General features: G+C 37.5%; 23 protein-coding genes and 1 tRNA gene. 8 read left to right on the forward strand and 16 right to left on the reverse strand.

All coding sequences use genetic code 11. The features are described 5' to 3' along the window. Positions 1–3 precede the first annotated feature (3 nt). The 6 genes from ACQ334_RS03335 to ACQ334_RS03360 all read left to right on the forward strand — a co-directional run bounded on the left by ACQ334_RS03335 (position 4) and on the right by ACQ334_RS03360 (position 6,148). Positions 4–504, forward strand: a complete 501-nt coding sequence (locus ACQ334_RS03335; protein ID WP_430986748.1) for a hypothetical protein — start codon at positions 4–6, stop codon at positions 502–504. Continuing rightward, positions 492–1,220, forward strand: a complete 729-nt coding sequence (locus ACQ334_RS03340) for an NRDE family protein (protein WP_430986749.1) — start codon at positions 492–494, stop codon at positions 1,218–1,220. Before ACQ334_RS03335 ends, ACQ334_RS03340 begins: the two co-directional genes overlap by 13 nt. 14 nt (positions 1,221–1,234) lie before the next feature. Next, positions 1,235–2,359, forward strand: a complete 1,125-nt coding sequence (locus tag ACQ334_RS03345) for a hypothetical protein (RefSeq protein WP_430986750.1) — start codon at positions 1,235–1,237, stop codon at positions 2,357–2,359. Between the two features lie 5 nt (positions 2,360–2,364). After that, positions 2,365–2,979, forward strand: a complete 615-nt coding sequence (locus tag ACQ334_RS03350) for a TMEM175 family protein (protein ID WP_430986751.1) — start codon at positions 2,365–2,367, stop codon at positions 2,977–2,979. 39 nt (positions 2,980–3,018) lie between these two features. Beyond that, complete coding sequence (locus ACQ334_RS03355) at positions 3,019–5,499, forward strand: DUF5686 family protein (RefSeq protein WP_430986752.1); 2,481 nt, start codon at positions 3,019–3,021, stop codon at positions 5,497–5,499. A 97-nt stretch (positions 5,500–5,596) separates the two neighbouring features. Then, positions 5,597–6,148 carry a hypothetical protein gene (locus tag ACQ334_RS03360; RefSeq protein ID WP_430986753.1) on the forward strand — a complete coding sequence of 184 codons (552 nt, stop codon included), beginning with the start codon at positions 5,597–5,599 and terminating at the stop codon, positions 6,146–6,148. A gap of 56 nt (positions 6,149–6,204) precedes the next feature. On the opposite strand, the gene ACQ334_RS03365 is transcribed toward ACQ334_RS03360, so the two are convergent. The 6 genes from ACQ334_RS03365 to ACQ334_RS03390 all read right to left on the reverse strand — a co-directional run bounded on the left by ACQ334_RS03365 (position 6,205) and on the right by ACQ334_RS03390 (position 11,684). Further along, positions 6,205–6,900, reverse strand: coding sequence for an SDR family NAD(P)-dependent oxidoreductase (locus ACQ334_RS03365; RefSeq protein ID WP_430986754.1), 696 nt, complete (start codon positions 6,898–6,900; stop codon positions 6,205–6,207). A 16-nt stretch (positions 6,901–6,916) separates the two neighbouring features. Then, the gene (locus tag ACQ334_RS03370) at positions 6,917–7,339 is read right to left on the reverse strand and encodes a DM13 domain-containing protein (protein ID WP_430986755.1); all 423 of its coding nucleotides are present in this window, start codon (positions 7,337–7,339) and stop codon (positions 6,917–6,919) included. 51 nt (positions 7,340–7,390) lie between these two features. Further along, the gene (locus ACQ334_RS03375; protein WP_430986756.1) at positions 7,391–9,064 is read right to left on the reverse strand and encodes an SMP-30/gluconolactonase/LRE family protein; all 1,674 of its coding nucleotides are present in this window, start codon (positions 9,062–9,064) and stop codon (positions 7,391–7,393) included. 20 nt (positions 9,065–9,084) lie between these two features. Next, positions 9,085–9,570, reverse strand: a complete 486-nt coding sequence (locus ACQ334_RS03380) for a GlcG/HbpS family heme-binding protein (RefSeq protein WP_430986757.1) — start codon at positions 9,568–9,570, stop codon at positions 9,085–9,087. Between the two features lie 93 nt (positions 9,571–9,663). Beyond that, a complete protein-coding gene (locus ACQ334_RS03385) occupies positions 9,664–10,659 on the reverse strand; it encodes a YHS domain-containing (seleno)protein (RefSeq protein ID WP_430986758.1) in 996 nt (331 codons plus the stop codon). 164 nt (positions 10,660–10,823) lie between these two features. Continuing rightward, positions 10,824–11,684 carry an alpha/beta fold hydrolase gene (locus tag ACQ334_RS03390; RefSeq protein WP_430986759.1) on the reverse strand — a complete coding sequence of 287 codons (861 nt, stop codon included), beginning with the start codon at positions 11,682–11,684 and terminating at the stop codon, positions 10,824–10,826. Between the two features lie 240 nt (positions 11,685–11,924). Here ACQ334_RS03390 and ACQ334_RS03395 point away from each other — a divergent pair, with 240 nt between their 5' ends. Together ACQ334_RS03395 and ACQ334_RS03400 are read left to right on the forward strand one after the other, a co-directional pair. Next, the gene (locus ACQ334_RS03395; RefSeq protein ID WP_430986760.1) at positions 11,925–12,470 is read left to right on the forward strand and encodes an RNA polymerase sigma factor; all 546 of its coding nucleotides are present in this window, start codon (positions 11,925–11,927) and stop codon (positions 12,468–12,470) included. Then, on the forward strand, positions 12,470–13,240 hold the full coding sequence (locus tag ACQ334_RS03400) for an anti-sigma factor (protein ID WP_430986761.1): 771 nt from the start codon (positions 12,470–12,472) through the stop codon (positions 13,238–13,240). Before ACQ334_RS03395 ends, ACQ334_RS03400 begins: the two co-directional genes overlap by 1 nt. 127 nt (positions 13,241–13,367) lie before the next feature. On the opposite strand, the gene ACQ334_RS03405 is transcribed toward ACQ334_RS03400, so the two are convergent. The 10 genes from ACQ334_RS03405 to ACQ334_RS03450 form a co-directional block, all read right to left on the reverse strand. Then, positions 13,368–13,760 (reverse strand): GIY-YIG nuclease family protein, encoded by a 393-nt coding sequence (locus ACQ334_RS03405; RefSeq protein ID WP_430986762.1) that lies wholly within the window; start codon positions 13,758–13,760, stop codon positions 13,368–13,370. 111 nt (positions 13,761–13,871) lie between these two features. Further along, on the reverse strand, positions 13,872–14,108 hold the full coding sequence (locus tag ACQ334_RS03410; RefSeq protein ID WP_430986763.1) for a GIY-YIG nuclease family protein: 237 nt from the start codon (positions 14,106–14,108) through the stop codon (positions 13,872–13,874). A gap of 111 nt (positions 14,109–14,219) precedes the next feature. Beyond that, entirely contained in the window at positions 14,220–14,456 is a 237-nt protein-coding gene (locus ACQ334_RS03415; protein WP_430986764.1) for a GIY-YIG nuclease family protein, read from the reverse strand. Between the two features lie 51 nt (positions 14,457–14,507). Beyond that, positions 14,508–14,581: transfer RNA gene (locus ACQ334_RS03420), tRNA-Met, on the reverse strand. 119 nt (positions 14,582–14,700) lie between these two features. Further along, positions 14,701–15,273, reverse strand: coding sequence for a c-type cytochrome (locus ACQ334_RS03425; RefSeq protein WP_430986765.1), 573 nt, complete (start codon positions 15,271–15,273; stop codon positions 14,701–14,703). Positions 15,274–15,674: 401 nt separating this feature from the next. Beyond that, positions 15,675–16,235, reverse strand: coding sequence for a hypothetical protein (locus tag ACQ334_RS03430; RefSeq protein ID WP_430986766.1), 561 nt, complete (start codon positions 16,233–16,235; stop codon positions 15,675–15,677). A 38-nt stretch (positions 16,236–16,273) separates the two neighbouring features. Further along, entirely contained in the window at positions 16,274–16,990 is a 717-nt protein-coding gene (locus ACQ334_RS03435; RefSeq protein WP_430986767.1) for a hypothetical protein, read from the reverse strand. A 64-nt stretch (positions 16,991–17,054) separates the two neighbouring features. Then, positions 17,055–17,492 carry a hypothetical protein gene (locus ACQ334_RS03440; RefSeq protein WP_430986768.1) on the reverse strand — a complete coding sequence of 146 codons (438 nt, stop codon included), beginning with the start codon at positions 17,490–17,492 and terminating at the stop codon, positions 17,055–17,057. A 69-nt stretch (positions 17,493–17,561) separates the two neighbouring features. Continuing rightward, positions 17,562–18,929, reverse strand: a complete 1,368-nt coding sequence (locus ACQ334_RS03445; protein ID WP_430986769.1) for a dipeptidase — start codon at positions 18,927–18,929, stop codon at positions 17,562–17,564. Positions 18,930–19,154: 225 nt separating this feature from the next. Further along, positions 19,155–19,688 carry a hypothetical protein gene (locus ACQ334_RS03450; RefSeq protein ID WP_430986770.1) on the reverse strand — a complete coding sequence of 178 codons (534 nt, stop codon included), beginning with the start codon at positions 19,686–19,688 and terminating at the stop codon, positions 19,155–19,157. Positions 19,689–19,810 lie beyond the last annotated feature (122 nt).

Raw genomic sequence — 19,810 nt, forward strand, 5'->3', positions numbered from 1 at the left:
TATATGCAACTGCAACAGTCTATTCAAAACGTATTTGTACAGATCAGCGAATCGCTGGAACAATTAACCTGCGAGCAATACTGCAAGCCGAGTAAAATTTTATTTGGTGCTACTATTGGCCAGCATGTAAGGCATATTATTGAGCTGTTTATTTGCCTGGATAATGGTTACAATACAGGTATTGTGAACTACGAGAAAAGAAAAAGAGATTACGCAATTGAAACAGATAAAAATTTCGCTAATTCACTTTTAAAATCGATTTACCTCACGCTGGATAAAACAAATAAAGATCTGATGCTGGAAGCAAGCTTTGATGATCAATCTGAAAATTGTATTTCGATTGCAACTAATTATTATCGTGAAATAGCTTACAATCTTGAGCATACAGTGCATCATATGGCATTGATAAGAGTAGGGATCACAGAAGTGTCAAATATTGAATTGCCTGCAGGTTTTGGTGTAGCAGCATCCACAATTAAATACCGACAGGCATGTGCACAGTAAGTTTTATACCAACGAAAGATAAATTTTATCTCACTTCCAACAGAGATGAGAAAGTGTTGCGTAAAGCGGCACTGCCGCCTGCTGTATATTGGGGAAACGGAAGCGGCCTGGTATATCCCAAAGATGCAGAGGCTGGTGGTAGCTGGATTAGTATAAGCCAGAACGGCAACGCCGCAGTTTTATTAAATGGAGCTTTTACAAAACATATTTCTCAGCCGCCTTATCGTTTAAGCAGGGGAATAATTTTCCTGGATATCATTGGTGCAGCAAGGCCTTGTTTTGCCTTTACCAAAATCAATCTCCACAATATAGAACCGTTTACTATTATCATTTTTGAAAACAACGGCTTGTTTGAGTGCCGCTGGGATGGACAACAAAAACACTGTAAACAATTAAAAAACTACAGGCCGTATATCTGGAGTTCATCAACACTGTATGAAGAGGAAGTAGTAGCAAAAAGAGAAAGCTGGTTTATCCAATGGCTAAATAAAAATCCCAACCCAACACAGGAAGATATTTTACAGTTTCATCAATTTACAGGGGATGGTGATATTAAAAATGACCTGATGATGAACCGTGATGGAAAAATGCTCACCGTAAGTGTTACCGGTATCGAACTAGAAAAATACTCAGGTAAAATGCAATACATTGACTTGAAAAACAATTCTGCCACAATACAGCAATTCGCCTTTGGTCATTTACAAAAAGTAGCATAACAAACAGCATGAGCATGATAAAGAAAATATTGCAAGTTCCTTTTTTTATAAAACTATTTAACTGGGAATACTGGCCATTTGCTGTTGTATACAGTCCCATATATTTTTATTGGGTACTGTTGGGTATTCGCAACAAAAGCTTTTTCTTTTTTAATGCCGCCAATCCCACTATAAAAAACGGAGGTTTTTTGATGGAATCAAAAAAAGAGATTTACGATTTGTTACCATCTGGTTATTATCCCCGTACCTTATTATTTAAAAATGATAACAGTACCACCGGAATTATAGAGCAGGTAGCACAAAATAATTTTACATACCCTTTAATTGGCAAACCCGATATTGGCATGCAGGGCATCGCAGTTAAAAAATTAGAGAACGAAGCTGATGTTATTGCTTATGCAAAATCTTTACAGGTTGATTTTTTAATACAGGAATTTATTCATTTGGAAAATGAAGTGGGTATATTTTATTACCGCTATCCGGGAGAAACAAAGGGGCATATTTCAGGTATTGTAAGCAAAGAGTTTTTATCTGTGACCGGGGATGGTATTGCTACTGTTGAAGAATTATTACAAAGGGATCAACGCTATATTTTGCAAATACCTTTTCTTAAAGCAACTAACAGCAATTTATTGCAGCAGGTATTGCCTGAAGGAGCAATTGAAGTATTAGTACCTTATGGCAATCATGCAAGAGGCGCAAAGTTTATTGATGCCAGTCATCTTATTAATAAAAAATTAGAAAACACCATTGATACTATTTGCAAACAGGTGAATGGCTTTTATTTTGGGCGTATGGACCTTAGGTATAACACCTGGGAAGAACTGGAACAGGGAAAAAATATTTCTATCATTGAATTAAATGGTGCCGGTAGTGAACCCACGCATATGTACGATCCGAAACATTCTGTTATTTATGCCTGGAAGGAAATCATCAGGCATTGGAAAATACTGGCTAAGATCAGCCGCATCAATCACCGGCAACTGCAAATACCTTATATGCGCTTTACTGATGCAAAGAAAATGTTCAGCGATAACAATAACTATGTAAAATTGATTAAAGCACAGCATAACAATAACGAAACAAAACTACAGAGTACAGTACACCATCTTGAATTGCCAAATATTCTCTTTACCTGATACTGATGAATACTTCCTCCGGCATACAGCAGCAAAAAGAAACCATACGCATTGAAACTTTCAGCGATGGTATTTTTTGTATTGCAGTTACACTATTGTCGATCGAAATTGGAATTGAAGTAGAGGAGGGAATGACAAATGAAAGTCTTGCAATAGCCCTGTTGCATAAGTGGCCAATTTTATTAGCGTACGTGATCAGTTTTATTAATGTGCTGCTGGCATGGATTGGGCACCACAGCCTTTTTAAAAAAATAAATACCACCAACAGCTTTGTTATGATAAGCAACGGGGTGCTGCTGATGTTGGTGGCATTGGTTCCTTTTCCTACAAAAACATTGGGCCTGTTTTTATTAACAGGGGCTTTTAAAACTGCTGTAATTTTCTATACCGGTTATTTTGTTCTCATAAGCCTTGCCTTTCGTTTGCTTTGGTTTGCTGCGTCAACTAAAAGAAGTTTATTGGTACAGGAAATAACGGAACCGGAAATAAAGGCCTTTACAAAAAACGAAAATCTTGGTTTAATCTGCAATAGTATAATTATGATTGTTGCTTTTTTTAGTCCCTGGACGGCATTGGCTTTAAGCTTTGTAATGTGGATATACTGGATAGCGATGGGCTGATAGTATTAAGGCAAACTTTAACTAACAGAAAATAGAACAATGAACAAACGAATTTTAACGCTTTTACTTTCTGTTATCGTGATCAATACACTTTCTGCTCAAACAAAAGTGATTAAAGGATTTGTAAAAGACGGACACTCCGATGAGTTTTTGCCTTTTGCCAGCGTACAGTTTAAAAATACAGGCGTTGGTAAAACCACTGATTCTTCCGGTGCCTTTATATTCAGGCTAAGCAAATGGCCTTCTGATACATTGCTTATTACCAGCATCAGTTATAAACCTTTCTCTATTATTATTCCAAAAGATAAAGACACGGTTGATATTTTAGCCGCTCTTGAAGCCGGCAATGCCAGTGCCGAAGTGGTTATTAAATCAAAGCAAAAACACAGCAGAGGCTGGTACCTGTGGAAAAAAGTAGTAGCTCATAAAGACAGCAACAATATTTTCAAAAATGATAATTTTACTTACAGGGTTTACAATAAATTAGAGTTAGACATCAATAATGTAAACAAACAAAAAATTGAAAAGAGCAGGTTACTAAAACCGTTCGGCTTTATTGCCAATAATATTGACACGGTCTCAGAGGAAAAACCTATTCTGCCTACATTTTTTTCAGAAACATTGTCCGATTATTATTTCCAGAAGAATCCACATCGCACAAGAGAAATCATCCTGGCCAATAAAGTAAGCGGTATTAAAAATGAAAGTATTACCAAATACCTTGGTGGCCTTTACCAGAACATTATCATCTACGCCAATTATATCCCGGTGTTTGATAAAGAATTTATCAGTCCCATTAGTGACAATGGCGATAATTATTACGATTACCGCCTGGCAGATACACAAAGAGTGGCCGGAAGAAAATTATTGCACCTCATTTTTATACCCAAACATGCCGGAGAAAATACCTTTAGTGGCGATTGCTGGATACATGATACTACGTTTGCTGTACAAAAAGTTATTCTGCATATCAATAAAGAAGCCAATATTAATTATGTAGATAAATTAAGTTTAGTGCAGGAGTTTAAAATGATTAACGACAGCACCTGGTTTTTAAGTAAGGACAAATTTATTGTAAATCTCAATCCAATTGGTAGTAAAAACACAGGCTTCATTGCACGAAAAACAACTACATATGATAAAGTGATCGTAAACACCAATGCTGTTGCACCTGTGATAGCAAAAAACAAAGTAGTAGAAGAGGTAGAAGTGCCGGAATCTGTCCGTGATAAAAATATCAATTGGGATAGTGCACGTACAGAACCATTAACCAAAACTGAAAATGGAATTTATGTGATGATAGATTCATTGCAACATTCGCCTGCTTACAAAAAGTATTACAGCGCTTTATATTTTTTAACCACCGGGTATAAAAATACCGGTAAATTTCAAATTGGTCCATGGTTTACGTGGATCAGTGGCAATGCGTGGGAAGGTACGAGGTTGCGCTTTGATTTAGGTACCAACATAAAGTTCAGTAAAAAAATATGGCTGCACGGCTATCTTGCATATGGATCCGGGGATCAGAAATTTAAGGGAATGGGGGAGGTGTTGTGGTTATTAAAAAAGAATCCATGGCAGACATTGCATTTTTCATATCTAAATGATCTCGACCGTACGCAACATTACAACACCGATATTCCTGCTGACAATGTATTGGCAGTTGCAGTACGTAAGAACGGCATTCCTATAAAATTCATTAACCTATCTCAGTTGAAATTGGAATACGTAAGAGACACAAAGATCGGCCTTTCAACAACGTTTGGTCTGCTGCATAAATCTTACGATCCTTTAAAAAATATACCTGGTAAAACATTTTTTCCTGTCACCTCAGGAGATCCATTAACCACAACAGAAGCTTCAGTGAAATTTCGTTTTGCTTACATTGAAAAATTTTACAGCACTAATTTTTTCCGTTACAGCTTAGGAAGTCCATATCCTGTTGGAGAGGTGGAATTTACTGCAGGCATTAAAGGAATTCTTAACAGCAGTTACAATTACCAGAAAATTTCAGGAAGCTTAAGTCAGCAAATTTCAGTGGCGCCATTGGGTAAGTTAAGTTATAACGTGTTTGCCGGAAAAGTATTCGGCACACTACCTTATCCATTGCTGGAGGTACATCCCGGCAATGAAACTTATTATTTCAATAAATATGCTTTTAACCTGATGAACAGGTACGAATATGTTAGTGACAGGTATGCTGGTTTTTCACTGGAGCACAATGTAGGCAATGGAATATTTCGTTTTATCCCATTAACACGTAAATTAAAGTTCCGTCAGTTCTGGAATATTAAAGGTGTAACCGGAAACCTTGGTAATGATAATAAATTATTAAACTATACACCAGAACATAGTTTTACTGCATTAGACAATAAATTATACTTAGAAGCCGGTACCGGCATCGACAATATATTTAAAGTATTACGTCTCGACTTAGTATGGAGACTATCCCCCCACCCATTACCTGTGATTAAGGCAAATCGTTTTGGAATTTTTGGAAGTTTTAAGATACAGTTGTAAGGCTGTCTTTTATAAAATTTTAACTTATCTGTATAAGCACTTGTCATCATTTTGACAATCTCATTTTTTTAAGCGACGGAATTTTGTAGAAAAAAAAATGAAAAAAAGTATTTTGTTTTTGTCTGCCGTTACAATTGCGTTAGTATCGTGTAAAAAAAATAAGACCTCTGCAGATGGGGCACAAGTAAATTTAGCTGCTACAACATTTTACAAAGATGGCAGCATGGAAACCAAAAGAGACCGAAGTGGAGCTTTTAATACCACTTCTTATGGTCAGCTGACAAATGATGGCGGCACCAATAAATTTTTGGTAAATCTTGGAGCAGCTGGTACAACACATACACTGGCAGTATTCGGATTAAGCTTTGTTTTTAACCGACAAACTACAGCAGAGGGAATTGCTGGCAGCTATAGTTTTCCACGAGACCAGGCAATAATTCGTGTTACACTCCGTAACGAAGTTGTTAATACAGTTTCGGAAAATTTATTTTTCCCTGCCAGGGGAACAGTAAATTTTGCTTACGATACAGCTTCAAAGAAAATAAGTGGTTCGGTACAGGATCTTGAATTCAGCATTATTCCAAATGATCCTTATAACAGGTACAGAATTACTGTTGACGGAAGTTTTTCTGCAATTCCGGTACAATAAAAAAATGCCGTTTGATAAATTTATCAAACGGCATTTCAAAAATATTTTGAAAGCGCCTATCCGTTATTGTAGATCTTTATTACTGGTTCCCTTAAGGCACCGGCTTCTTCAGTACAATAAAAATAAATGCAGTCAGCGATTACCTCAGCCTTTACCCAGGTATTAAAATCTGCACCAGGCATAGCTTTCCGATTCTGTAGTGTATCAATAGTGCCGGGTACAACAACGCTGGTAACCACGTTAGTGCCTTTAGCTTCGGCATTCATCAATTCTGCCAAACGAAAAATTAATGACTTGCCTAAACCATAAGCAATCATACCCTTGCTATTATCAGCGCTTAGGCCGGGTTTTGAGCCAATTAAAAATATCCGGCCATTTTTTTGCAGTAACATTTGTACAAAAACAGGGCGGGCAATATTGTAAGCCGTTTCAAAATTCAGTTGGTATTGTTTATGAATGTCGGCTGTTTTTGTATTGGCAAAAGTGCCCATTGCAAAGCCGCCTACTGTTAGTACTACAGCATCAATACCACTATATTTTGTAATTATATTTTGCACAAACTGATCCGTATCATCTTCGTTCACCAGATCAACAACTATTTTCTCCAGTTTTTTATTATCAATATCTAACGGTACAGGATCGTTGGGTACTATCGTTCCCACCACATGATAACCTTCTGATAAAAACTTTTTTACTACAGCTTGTCCCAGGTTACCTGAAGCGCCGGTTACGATTGCAGTCTTACTTGCCATTGTTCGGTATTTTAAATTATTGCAACAATGCCCATCCAAATAAATGATTGTACTGGCGGCAATGTATCAAAGCGTATTTATATTCTGAAAAATTAACCATACCAGTAATGTTATATACCTGGTTACCTCCAGTTGCTTTTAATGCACCCAGGTCAATGAATGTTACCGGGTACATTTCTTTTGCTACATAAACCCTCAGATCCGGACCATTGCTGCTGCTAAAACTCATAAGCTTTAGCACATTCCCACTATCACTTTTTAAAATTCTGGCTTCGCCACTCACTGTTCCATAAGGGCCACTTGCAAACATGCCGGTATAGTTTAACATGGCAGTGCTATCAGCCATTTCATTTAACACTACTTCGGGAGTATTATTTTTTTTACAAGACGATAAAAAAATAATAAAAATTAAGGCGAGCAGGGGTGTAACTTGTTTCATACAATGTAATTTGGTTTACCCATATACGTATCCGGTAACTGAAAAGTTTAGTTACTGCCAGCTGAATTTGCCGCCGGTGTTCACACGTACTTTATACAGGCTGGTATGCGCTGTCATGTACAATGTCTTTCCGTCTGCATCGCCCCAGGCCATATTTGCGGGGCGCTCAGGAGTTACAATTTTGCCCAATAATTTTCCTTCAGGCGATAATATCCACACACCTCCCGGTGCAGATACAAATAAATTTCCTTCCTTATCCACTTTCATACCATCCAATGCCTCATCATCTTCTGTAAAACTAAAATCGAAAAATACTTTACCGTTTTTTAAAGTACCATCAGTGTTTACTTCGTAACGCCACAATGTTTTGGTGTGATGAATATCTCTGATATCCCAATTGGTAACGTACAAATATTTTTCATCCGGAGAAAATGCCAGCCCGTTTGGCCCGCCCAGGTCTTTTGATACTACTGTAACTTTTCCTTCCTTAACCATAAACACTCCCGAATAATCCAATTCTTTTTTTGCGTCGTTAAAAAAACCAGGCAGGCCATATGGCGGATCAGTGAAATAGATAGTGCCATCACTCTTCAACACAATATCATTGGGGCTATTAAATTTTTTGCCATCAATATTATCTGCCAGAATAGTAACGGGTCCTTTCTTTTCATGCCTTATCACTCTTCTGTTGCCATGTTGATCAACAATTAATCTTCCTTCTTTGTCAATAGCTAATCCATTACTTCCCGGTTGCCCATAATCACCAATATCAGCACCCGTGTAACCGGAGTGTGACATGTAAATAGTTACATTATTATTGGCAGGATTGTAACGATAGATAGTGTTTGTATTTGGATCGCTGAATAACAGGTATCCATCAGGATGCCACACCGGCCCTTCTGTGAAAGAAAACCCGTCAGCAACTTTTTCAATATTGCTGGCGGGTGTAATAATGCTGTTTAATTTTTCATCGATAGTAAAGATCTTTCCAATATTTTTCCAGTCTTTATTAACAGGTAATCCATCTTTATAAAAGTCGATAACTGCACTGCGAACCCAAATATAGTTTTCAGGAATTTTTCCTATAGGTCCGTTAATACCCAATATTGCAATTGAAAAATGCTCGCCCGCTTTTGCATTGTTGGTTAAAATAACCCTGTTACGGGTATTGTATCCTGCAATTAATCCATTGCCTGTTTGTCCAAATCCCAGCATTTGTTTTCCATTCACCCATATTTCGCTATAGTCATCAACAGTAATTTCAAACACAGCAGTAGAGCCGTTGGTTTTTAGTTTCCCAATTGTTTCAGGAATGGTAAGTTCAACTTTATACCAAACAAAAGAAACCAAACCGCTACCTTCTCTTAATTCAAGATCATTGGGATTTATCATTTTAAAAGCTGCATCAAAATCAACATCGCCAATTTGCGGATGAATTGTATTGGTTTTAATGATATCTCCCGTAGGATACAAAGCCAATGGTCCGCCATTTTTTATTGGCCCCGGCGATCTGAACTCCACTACATTAATATTTGCAGGCTGTACAAACCATTTTGCATTTACCAATACTGCGCCGGATGTTGTTTTTAAATCGGCAATAGCATTGGGTTTATCTATTGCCAGCTGCCTTGTTTCCTGGGCAAATAATTTAAATGATATCATTGTTAGCAGAAGAACAATAAGAATGACCAGGTAAATTTTTAAAATGGAATATATCTTTATCATAACAGTAGTTTTAGAAAATATTAATTGCTGATGTTGGCTTTGGTTCCTGCAATCGCAATGTCTTCGTCCTGCTGTGCACTTGCACTGCCGCTTACACCAATAGCACCTACAACCTGTCCATCGATTGTAATTGGAATACCACCTTGTAAAAAAGTGTGTCCAACAGTAATTAAAGCCTGCCTGCCGCTATTTATAGCATTTTCCAATTTTGCAGAAGGCGCTTTAAACAGTGCGGAAGTATTGGCTTTCTTTATCGCCACTTCCGATGCTGCAGCAAATGTTCCATCAAGGCGTTCTAAATAAATTAAATTGCCGCCATTATCCACTACCGCTATTGCTCCACCAGGGGCTGCTTTTTCTTTTGCATAAACTACTGCAGCAGCAACAATTTTTTTTGATGCCTCAAGAGATAATGTTTTCTGGGTTATTAATTGCGCTTTTGCCGGTATTGAAAAAATAACTGCAGCAATCAATAACAAGGGAAAATGTTGTTGTAAAAATTTCATGGCTATACTTTAAGTTGAATAAATAAATCTGTGACTATCGGTCTGATCAGTGTCATCCGTGTTCTTACATAAATGCGAATAGCATTTTCATTTTTAATCCATTGTTTTGGCAGGCTCGTCAAATTCTACTGATTTTCCTGCTTTTTTTGCTACTACTTTAGGCCAGTATTCATCAGCCTTTTGAATGCTTGCGTTTAAATCTTTATTAAATCTTTTATACGCATCTTGTGAATGTTGTAAATACAGCTTGCCATTTTCTATTTGAAATATGGTGGGATCGATCGGCCTTAATTTACCAAGGCTCATAGCATAGCCACAGAAGGCCCCATATTGCGGAGCAAACATCTCCGGATGATCTTTAAACATATTGGCATTAGCTTCTGTAGAAAACCAATAAGTAGCACCGTTGTAACGGGCAAAATATTTTTCATTACCCAATACGGCTTTGTTTTCAGTAAAATAGGATACGGCATCATAGCCCTGCAGTATCACACCTTCTTTATCAATATTGTTTAAATAATTCTTCTCTTCGTCTGTTGTAATTTGTTTGCCATGTTTGGATGAAACCTTGGGCCAGTATTTATCTGCCTTAGCTAAATTTCCTGTCACATCTTTGTTCCAGCCTTTTACCGCACGTTCGTTATGCTGTATCACCAACCTGCCATCAACAATAGAAAATGTGTTAATAATAATAGGTGCTACACGGCCCAATGAAACCGCATAAGCACACCAGCCCCCAAATTGTGGTTTATATTTTTCCGGGTTGGCTTTAAACAGGTTCTCATGCTCCTGCGAAGCAAAATAGTAAATGGCATCTTCATAAGCATATTGAAATTTTTCATCTCCTAACACCGGTTTATTATCTGTAAAAAATGCTACCGGATCGTAACCATCCAATATCACCCCTTTATCATTAAGGTTGTTGAAATACTTAACAGAATTACCTTGTGCATGTACACTACCTAAGGCAGTAAATACCAGGCATAACGCAAAACACACTTTTAAAATAATAGTAAGTTTATTTGTTTTTGCATTGCGATAGTAAGAAATGGCTTTTAATGTCCTGGGTGTTTTTATAAACTGTTTCATGACTTTGTTTTTTTGAATACAAAGAAACAGCAGGTTAAAAGCCATGCCTGTCGTGTATTTTACATTACTGCAATTTGTGAAATAAAAATGCCCGGCATTTGTCGGGCATTTTACAAACATTACTTTATTGATGATGCTTATTGTTATTATAGAATTGGAAAATTTTAGTACAACTCCATCAATATTTTTTTTATCGTATCGTATTTGGTCCAGGGTATGAAATGATTGGCACCTGGTATTAAAGTAAGATTAACAGATGCGGCATTAATCAATTTCTTTTGTACAAAGATGGCATTACCTACCGGGACCAGCGGATCTTTTACCCCATGCACAATAAATACTTTGCATTTTACCAGTGCAAATTTATCCTGCAATGCGTACACGTCTTTTTTAAAGAATTTTAATTCAGTATTACTTGGACGCATTGCACCTGGCACCAGGTAACGGAATACACCTGCATCAAGAATATATCGCCACGATTCACTTTTTTCTTCTGCAGGGTCTACTGATCCGGCTAATAAAACGAGTCCATCAAAAAGCCCTGGATTGTCTGCATTCAATTGTATGACCATCGGGCCACCTAAGGAATGGCCCACCAGGTACATTGGTTTGTGATTTTGCCATAGCTTAAACAAGGGGCTGATCAATGTTGACTGTTCCTCTAAATGCCTGGCGTCACCAAAATCGCTATAACCAAAACCCGGACGGTCAATTGAGATCATCCGGAATTTCTGAAGCAGATCTTTATCCTGCATATATCGGGCAAATGCATCCCAGCTTCCGGGTGATCCATGTACAAAAATGATTGTAGGCAACAAATCGCTACCTGTTTTCGCATAATGTATTTTAGCTTTGTCAACTGTAACAGTTGTGGTGGTCAAACTTATTCCTTCCTTTTTAAAATTCGCTTTTGCTTCTGAATCACTTATTCTGAATTTCATACAGCTCTGCGCTACAATAACCCATATAAATAATAATACTCCCATTATTAAAAATGATCGCTTCATGATTTTTTTCCATTTCATTTTTAAAGCTACTTAAGGGCGCTCCTGAAATTGTCGGGTATTTTACAATTCTCACTATATAAAACTGATTCGTATATGTAATTGGGCAGATACCGGCCGGCTCACACTGTAAAAAAAAGTGCAACTATTGTAAGCCAACTGACAATAGCTGCAAAAAATCTTCCTTTTTCCTTAAATAAAGATATTTTTTTAAACCCTCCTTACCATTTACTTTTACAGCCAGCAACCAATTCCCATTTCTTGACAGCAATAAAAACATATACTGAAGACGACCTGATATCGGCTCTTAAAAAGCATGATAATGATGCATTTGAGTATTTGTATACTAACTACAAAGCAGCGTTGTTTACTATCATTCACCAGATTATAGCTGATAAAGAAATTGCACAGGATGTGTTGCAGGAAGCCTTTATTACCGCCTGGAAAAATATTGATAAATACGATGTTACCAAAGGACGTTTGTTTACATGGTTGTTTAATGTAACCCGTAACTGCGCCATTAATACTACCAGGAGCAAGGCTTTTAAATCCGAACAAAAAAACGATTCCTTCGACAATTACGTTTCTTATGTGGATGAAAAGGATAACCTGAGCCAGAACATTAACCAGATTGGCTTAAGAAAGCAGGTACACCTGTTGAGAGAAGAATATAAAAATGTGTTGGAACTTTCTTATTTTAATGGCTTTACGCATGAAGAGATCGCTAAAATATTAACCATACCGGTAGGTACCGTAAAAACAAGATTAAGAAATGCGTTGATAGAATTGCGCAAACAATTTGTATAATGGATATTAACAATTACATATCGTCGGGCATTATTGAAATGTATGTGATGGGTATTTGTTCGCCGGAAGAAAAGGCGGAACTGGAATTGTTGCGTCTACAATATCCCGAGCTGCATACTGCAATAATTGAATTTGAAAAAGCATTTGAAAATAATTTATTACACAGTGGCACCGAAGAACCTGGAGCAGCAACAGACGAAAGTATTTTACAAACATTAAAAAGCCTGCAGGCTCCGGCGCCAGTTATCAGTATCAATGCTAAACCAACTGAAACTAAAAAAGCAAATTGGATGATGCCTGTTGCTGCCACTGCTATTTTATTATTGGGCATCAGCGGCATTTATAATTATACGATGTATAAAAAAGTGCAGGCACAGGAATTGGCTTTGGCAACAAAAGACAAAGACAGTTCATTGCCTGCTGCTGATTATGCTGTAATGAAAAATCCGGCTATTACGCCTGTGGCCATGTATGGCGTAGCACCATATACCCTATGCCGCTGCACAATGTACTGGGATAAAAAAACAGGCAAAGCGTATATTATGATCCATCATTTAATTCCCTCACCGGAAGATAAAAAATACCAGCTCTGGGCAATGGTGAACAATAAGCCGGTTAACGTGGGTATGGTACATGATGAAATCCGTGATCGTTTTATTGAACTGGCAAATGTACCTGAAGGTGCTACTGCATTTAGTGTAACCTTAGAAAATATTGGCGCCAATCAAACACCCTCTACCGATAAAACTTTTTTATACGGTAAGATCTGATTTAAACTTCTTGCTTCATTTGCCTCTGCTTGTGCATAATCAAATAAGCAGCTCATCGAAACAAGCCGCTCATTGATATCAATTTTAATTTTCTATTTTGACCATGTAAAACCTGCGACACCTTTTTCTATTTCTTTTCCATCAGGCGTTGCTTCAATTTCATCAGGTTATACGGAAAATAAAAAAAGGAGCTTTCAAAATAATATTGAAAACTCCTATCCTGTATCGGGGAGCAGACTTGAACTGCCGTCCGCCGCGGCGGATATGAATCTGATGCAAAAGTTTGTAAATACTTAATAAAATCCCTTCCTGTTCCCGATTTAAGCCATTTTTCATGCTTCATGGCTTCGGCTTTATCAGAAAATTCCTTTGTGTAAATGACTACCCATAGTCTGTATTTAGCAGTCCAGCCACTACCGAGTTCATTATGTGATATTAATCTTTGTTCAAGATTACTGGTAAATCCTGTATAATGTTTTTTGTGGCTTACAGAAAATAATATGTACACAGTGTATGGCATTTGAGAAATAAAAAAGCCCGAAAACTTTTTAGGAATTCAGGCTTTGTTTTGTATCGGGGAGCAGACTTGAACTGCCGTCCGCCGCGGCGGATATGAATCTGATGCAAAAGGTTATAAATTCTTAATAAAATCCCTTCCTGCTCCTGATTTAAGCCATTTTTCATACTTCATGGCTTCAGCTTTATCAGAAAATTCCTTTGTGTAAATGACTACCCATGGTCTGTATTTAGCAGTCCAGCCACTACCGAGTTCATTATGTGATATTAATCTTTGTTCCAGATTACTGGTAAATCCTGTATAATGTTTTTTGTGGCTCAAAGAAAATAATATGTACACAGTGTATGGCATTTGAAAAATAAAAAAGCCCGAAAACTTTTTAGGAATTCAGGCTTTGTTTTGTATCGGGGAGCAGACTTGAACTGCCGTCCGCCGCGGCGGATATGAATCTGATGCAAAAGGTTATAAATGCTTAATAAAATCCCTTCCTGCTCCCGATTTAAGCCATTTTTCATACTTCATGGCTTCGGCTTTATCAGAAAATTCCTTTGTGTAAATGACTACCCATGGTCTGTATTTAGCAGTCCAGCCACTACCGAGTTCATTATGTGATATTAATCTTTGTTCAAGATCACTTGTGAATCCTGTATAATGTTTTTGGTGGCTCGCAGAAAATAATATGTACACAGTGTATGGCATTTGAAAAATAAAAAAGCCCGAAAACTTTTTAGGAATTCAGGCTTTGTTTTGTATCGGGGAGCAGACTTGAACTGCCGACCTTCGGGTTATGAATCCGATGCTCTAACCAGCTGAGCTACCCCGACATCCATTTCCGCTGAAAGCGGGGTGCAAAAGTAAAGCATTGAAGGCAATTTCTGAAATCAAATCAGCATAAAATGTCCATTATTTCGTAAATGCTATAGTAGCAAAGGAGGTATATCCTTTACTGCTGTCCCGGTTTTATGGGAAAACGCACGGCATTATTAACGGGTTTTATACTTTTCAGGTAGCTGAAAATTGCTTTTACATCTTCATCGGCCATTTTTGCATAATTAAACCAGGGCATTGGGGGAAGTAACTGCCTGCCACCATCCTGGCCTTTAAATTTTCCTTTAGTGAGTGATTTTTTAAACTGCTCCTCTGTCCAGCCACCAATGCCGGTAGCGGTATCTGGCGTAATATTGGCCGAAAAACTGGTGCCCCATGGACCGGTAGCTGCAGTTAAATCAGGTGCGAAAACAGAAAACCCTGCTGCTAAAACATTTTTATCGCCTTGTGGTATGGGCATATCCTGGGAATAGCCGGATAGCATTAATTCAGGCACGAGTTCCGGGCCATTAGGACCGGGCTTCTTAGGAGAATGGCAATCATTGCAGCCGGAAATTTGTACCAGGTATTCTCCACGTTTAATCAACTCTTCTTTGGTTGCAGTTGGCTTGGTTGTTTCTTCTTTGCTTTTACAAGCAACTAATACAGCAACAAAGATTAAAGCCATGGCAATAACAGGATGTTTCATTTTTTTAGTTTAAGGTTTGAAGAATAAAAAATGTACAATTTCAGCCGGTAAAAAGCAGCAATGATTTTGCTGTGCTTTAAAAATAGGGAAGTTTTTGAAAATATACTAATGATTACTGCTATGCGATGATTTACAGGTAACAGATCAGCATTGTTGTAAATACTATAACCAGTATAGCAGTTATAATAACCTGCAACAACTTGTAAAGCATTTGCGCCAGCAGCCTGTTTTTTTGATCTTCTTCATACTCCATATGGTAGAAAAAGATGCTGCTGTTTTACAAACTGTTGCTTAACAAATAAAAAATTATTCAGCAATACAGATAATCAAGTGACAGGGTGTACGAAAATAGCATTTGCAGCAGCTGATATTTTGGAACTGGTTAAAACAGTACGCAGAAATTATTTATCGTGGAATGACAGGGTACTGAATATCTCTAAAACAAGTTGCTCTTGTTGTGCCGAAAAATTTTGTCCGTAGATACTTAAACAGCTTTCACTTTTGCAATCCCTGATCTGTATTTCCACCCGTTGTTGCCCTTTGATAATTGGTGTTCTGATAATAGCTACTTTCCCGTCAATAGTATCCAGTTTTAAATGATACAGTTTGTTTGCTTCGTGAAAATAATCCTGTTCATCATTTTGAATTGTTTCTTTTGCCATTTTTACCTGGTAAGCAAAATCGCAGGGATCATAATTTAATTTTCCTTTCAGTGTCCTTTCCCTGTCCGAATCGTAATTCAATAAAATGCTGTCTGCTTTTGAAACGATATAACCTGGTTGAGAATCGATGCCATGCAAAACTGAATCTTTAAAAGCAACAGGTAAATAAATACTCCAGCCGTTGGGTAAATTTCTTTTGGTCCAGGTGGGATTAATAATCCTTGCTTTAGTAGCAGTTTGTGTACAGGAAAAAAGCTGTAAAAAGAACAGGAGAAAAATTAAGTGAGCAAACTTTGGCACAATACAGGATTTTAGTTTGATTTTTATTTTATACTAAGTTAACGGATATACTTCTTGGTTTTAGTTATCTGCCGGTCTTTAAACTCATATTCAATGCTGAATGTTTTGTCGGTTACATTGGTTAAATGTATCCGGTTAAGTTTTTCCGGCTCATCAAAAATTTCTTTTGGAAAAGCATATTGCCGGTTCGTATTTTTTTTGGTATCAAATAAACTCATGCTATCTGATGGTGTCGGCACATCTGCTTTCGAATATAAGAGTACTTGCCTTGCAGTATCAACATCAATCCAGGCGCTGCCATTCGCAATTAAATTGGTTGCCGTTTCCTTATCGTATAACTGAATATAATCCGGGTTGCCACTGCCATAAGATTGCACAAACACAAAACTATTATCAAAGTCGGCACCTACATAACCCAGGTTTTTATACAAAAGTCCTAACGAACAATTGCCGATGGTGTCAATTATTTTTTGCCCTTTTTGATACAGTAAATATTGATCTTCCTTGTTGTACTGAAAGGAAATAGAAAAGCCTCCTTTTAATGCAGTATCATATTCAGCGGCGTAGGGGTTTTCTTTTATGGCTTCAACCATGGCTAAATAATTACTATCAATGGCAGTTGAATGTGTAGTATCAGTAATAGTTTTAATTATAGCCGGTTGCGCAGAATCTTTTGGTGAAACAGGATTTGTCTTGTTGTTGGTACAAGAAAATAACAGTAGCAGGAAGAATGGTAAAGAATTGCCAGGTGTCATAGTTTATGGTGTTGCAACAATTTAGTGTTGAAGTTATTCCATTATTTGGATTTATTGTATCATGTTATACATCAGGTGTAATGGGTTTTCGTTCAGTTAACTTATACAGAAAGGACGCAATTGTTACACTGGCAAAATAAGATAAAGGAAATTCAAGATCACTTTTGAGGTTTAAAAAATCAGTACCAAAAAAGAAATAAAATGTAATTGTAATGTAAATGGCTGCTACCAGTAGTAATATTAATTTAATAATGAAAGGAGATAGGGGAGTCTGCAATAAATATCTGTATGAAAGATAGTATACCCCAAGTGCCGGTAAAGAATAAAGTAACGATACTCCAAGGATAATCAGTCCAAATCCAATAAAAGCAGGGAGACCTGCCAGGCTTTGAGAATCAATTGAAGCAATAATAAACGCAAATATCAGGGGGAGCACTAAGCTGGTAGACCAAACCTGGAACGCATAATTTTTATTGTATGCCTGCTTCATAGTGTCTGACATTATACCACAATTTAATAAAAAAATCCCGGCAAGTTATTGCCGGGATTTTAATACTTTATTCAACTCTTCTTAACTCATCTCCGCAAAACACTTATGGAAATAAGGAATCGTTTCAATGCCTTTATAAAAATTATCGAGGTTGAATTTTTCGTTAGGGCTGTGCAGGTTATCACTATCTAATCCAAAACCCATAAACACAATTTTAATACCCAGCTCTTTTTCAAACAATGCACAGATAGGAATACTGCCACCACCACGAACAGGGATTGGTGTTTTACCAAATGTAGTTTCCATCGCTTTAGCTGCGGCTTTGTAAGCTTTGCTGTCAATCGGTGTCATATAAGGTTCGCCGCCATGGTGTTCAAATGCATGTACACTAACGTATGGTGGAGCGATCTTTTTAAAATGTTCCAGCAACATCGCCGTAATTTTTTCTGAAGATTGATTGGGTACCAAACGGGTGGAAATTTTTGCAGTAGCTTTTGATGGCAAAACAGTTTTAGCACCTTCGCCCTGGTAACCGCCCCAGATGCCATTCAATTCCAAAGTAGGACGAATACCCGTTCTTTCATTGGTACTGTAACCCTTTTCGCCCCATAATTCTTTTACACCCAAATCATCTTTGTATTCCTGTTCATCATATGGTGCTAAAGACATTAATTTTCTTTCTTCTTCAGTAGCATTTAATACATCATCATAAAAACCGGGAATGGTAATATGATTGTTTTCATCATGGCAACTGGCAATCATTTTTGCTAAAATGGTAATGGGGTTGGCAACTGCACCACCGTAAACGCCACTGTGCAAATCACGGTTAGGGCCGGTTACTTCCACTTCAATATAGCTAAGGCCACGTACACCAATATCAATACTTGGGGTATCTAAACTTATCATTGCACTATCGCTGATCAATACGCAATCTGCTTTTAATAATTCAGTATGCGATGCTACAAATTTCCCCAGGTTAGGAGATCCTACTTCTTCTTCGCCTTCAATACAAAATTTAATATTAGTGGTAAGGCTGTTTGTTTTCACCATTGTTTCCAATGCCTTTACATGCATGTAAAATTGTCCTTTATCATCGCAACTGCCACGGGCAAAAATTTTACCGTCAACAATCACGGGCTCAAATGGTCCGCTCTTCCATAACTCCAAAGGTTCGGCAGGTTGTACATCGTAGTGCCCATATACCAATACAGTTGGTTTGCCCGGGTCAATCATTTTTTCGCCATATACCAATGGATGGCCATCAGTAGGGTAAATCTCTACCTTATCGGCGCCGGCTTCAAGCAATCTTGCTTTAACTGCCTCAGCGCATTTTTGCATATCAGCTTTATGTTCGCTTTTAGCGCTGATGCTGGGTATACGTAACAGGTCTAAGAGTTCGCTTAAAAAACGGTCTTTGTTTTGTGCTTGATAATCTTTCCAGGCTTGCATATAGTTTATACGTTTAGAGTTTGAAAGTTTAGTGTACGAAAGTAGGCGTTTTTGATGGAAATTGTTTTACCAAAATTTTATATAATCGGTTGAATTTGTACCGGCTAATGCGTTTACATTTGTTGTAGATTGTTTGTCAACCTCCGTAGGTGGACAAGTATGTTTATCAGCCTTTGTTACCGTTGCATTTTTGGTGAGTGCTTCGTTGGCAAAGGCTGAGCCAATTCAGGCCAGTAAGGAACTCATTTTCTTTTGACTTACAGCATAAATTAATCCTGTAAGGCAATATAATACGGCTAACAAAGCCAATACCCATTTTATAACAGAACATATAGCGGTACATAAAGCCACCGTTTCGGAGGTGGGGCCGGATAAAGTGTATAGCATGCCGGCATTTTCCAGTATATCTAAAAAGCCTGCAATTAATGCGCCTTTAGCAAATAGTATTCCGGCCTTGCTAAATATGCCATTACTCAACCTTGCAATTTTTTTACAGGTAAAAAATAAAAACAACGAGTAGAAAAACAGAAAGATAAAATCCAGCCAGGTATTAATTTTTGCAGCGCCGATATTATTCGCCGGGGGATTAAGTACCCACGCAGTTTTTACATCATTAGCCAAAGTAGTGTTATAAGCGAATTCTAAATCTAAAATGCCTTTGGGGGTATCAGGCGTTTTTAATGTAGCACCGGTTTTTGTCATTACCACAATCATTACCAAAGTACCCACTAACAAAAATAACAGGGAATATTTTTTCATAAGCTTACAATAAGTTTGGTTGTTAAAGTACAACTAATAATGATAAAAAAGAAACAGTCCATACTCAGGTATTCCAGAAAGAACCTGGAAATACCAAAGCATGAACTGCATGTGCCGGGTAC

Source organism: Ferruginibacter sp. SUN106, from assembly GCF_050611765.1.
Classification (GTDB): domain Bacteria; phylum Bacteroidota; class Bacteroidia; order Chitinophagales; family Chitinophagaceae; genus Ferruginibacter.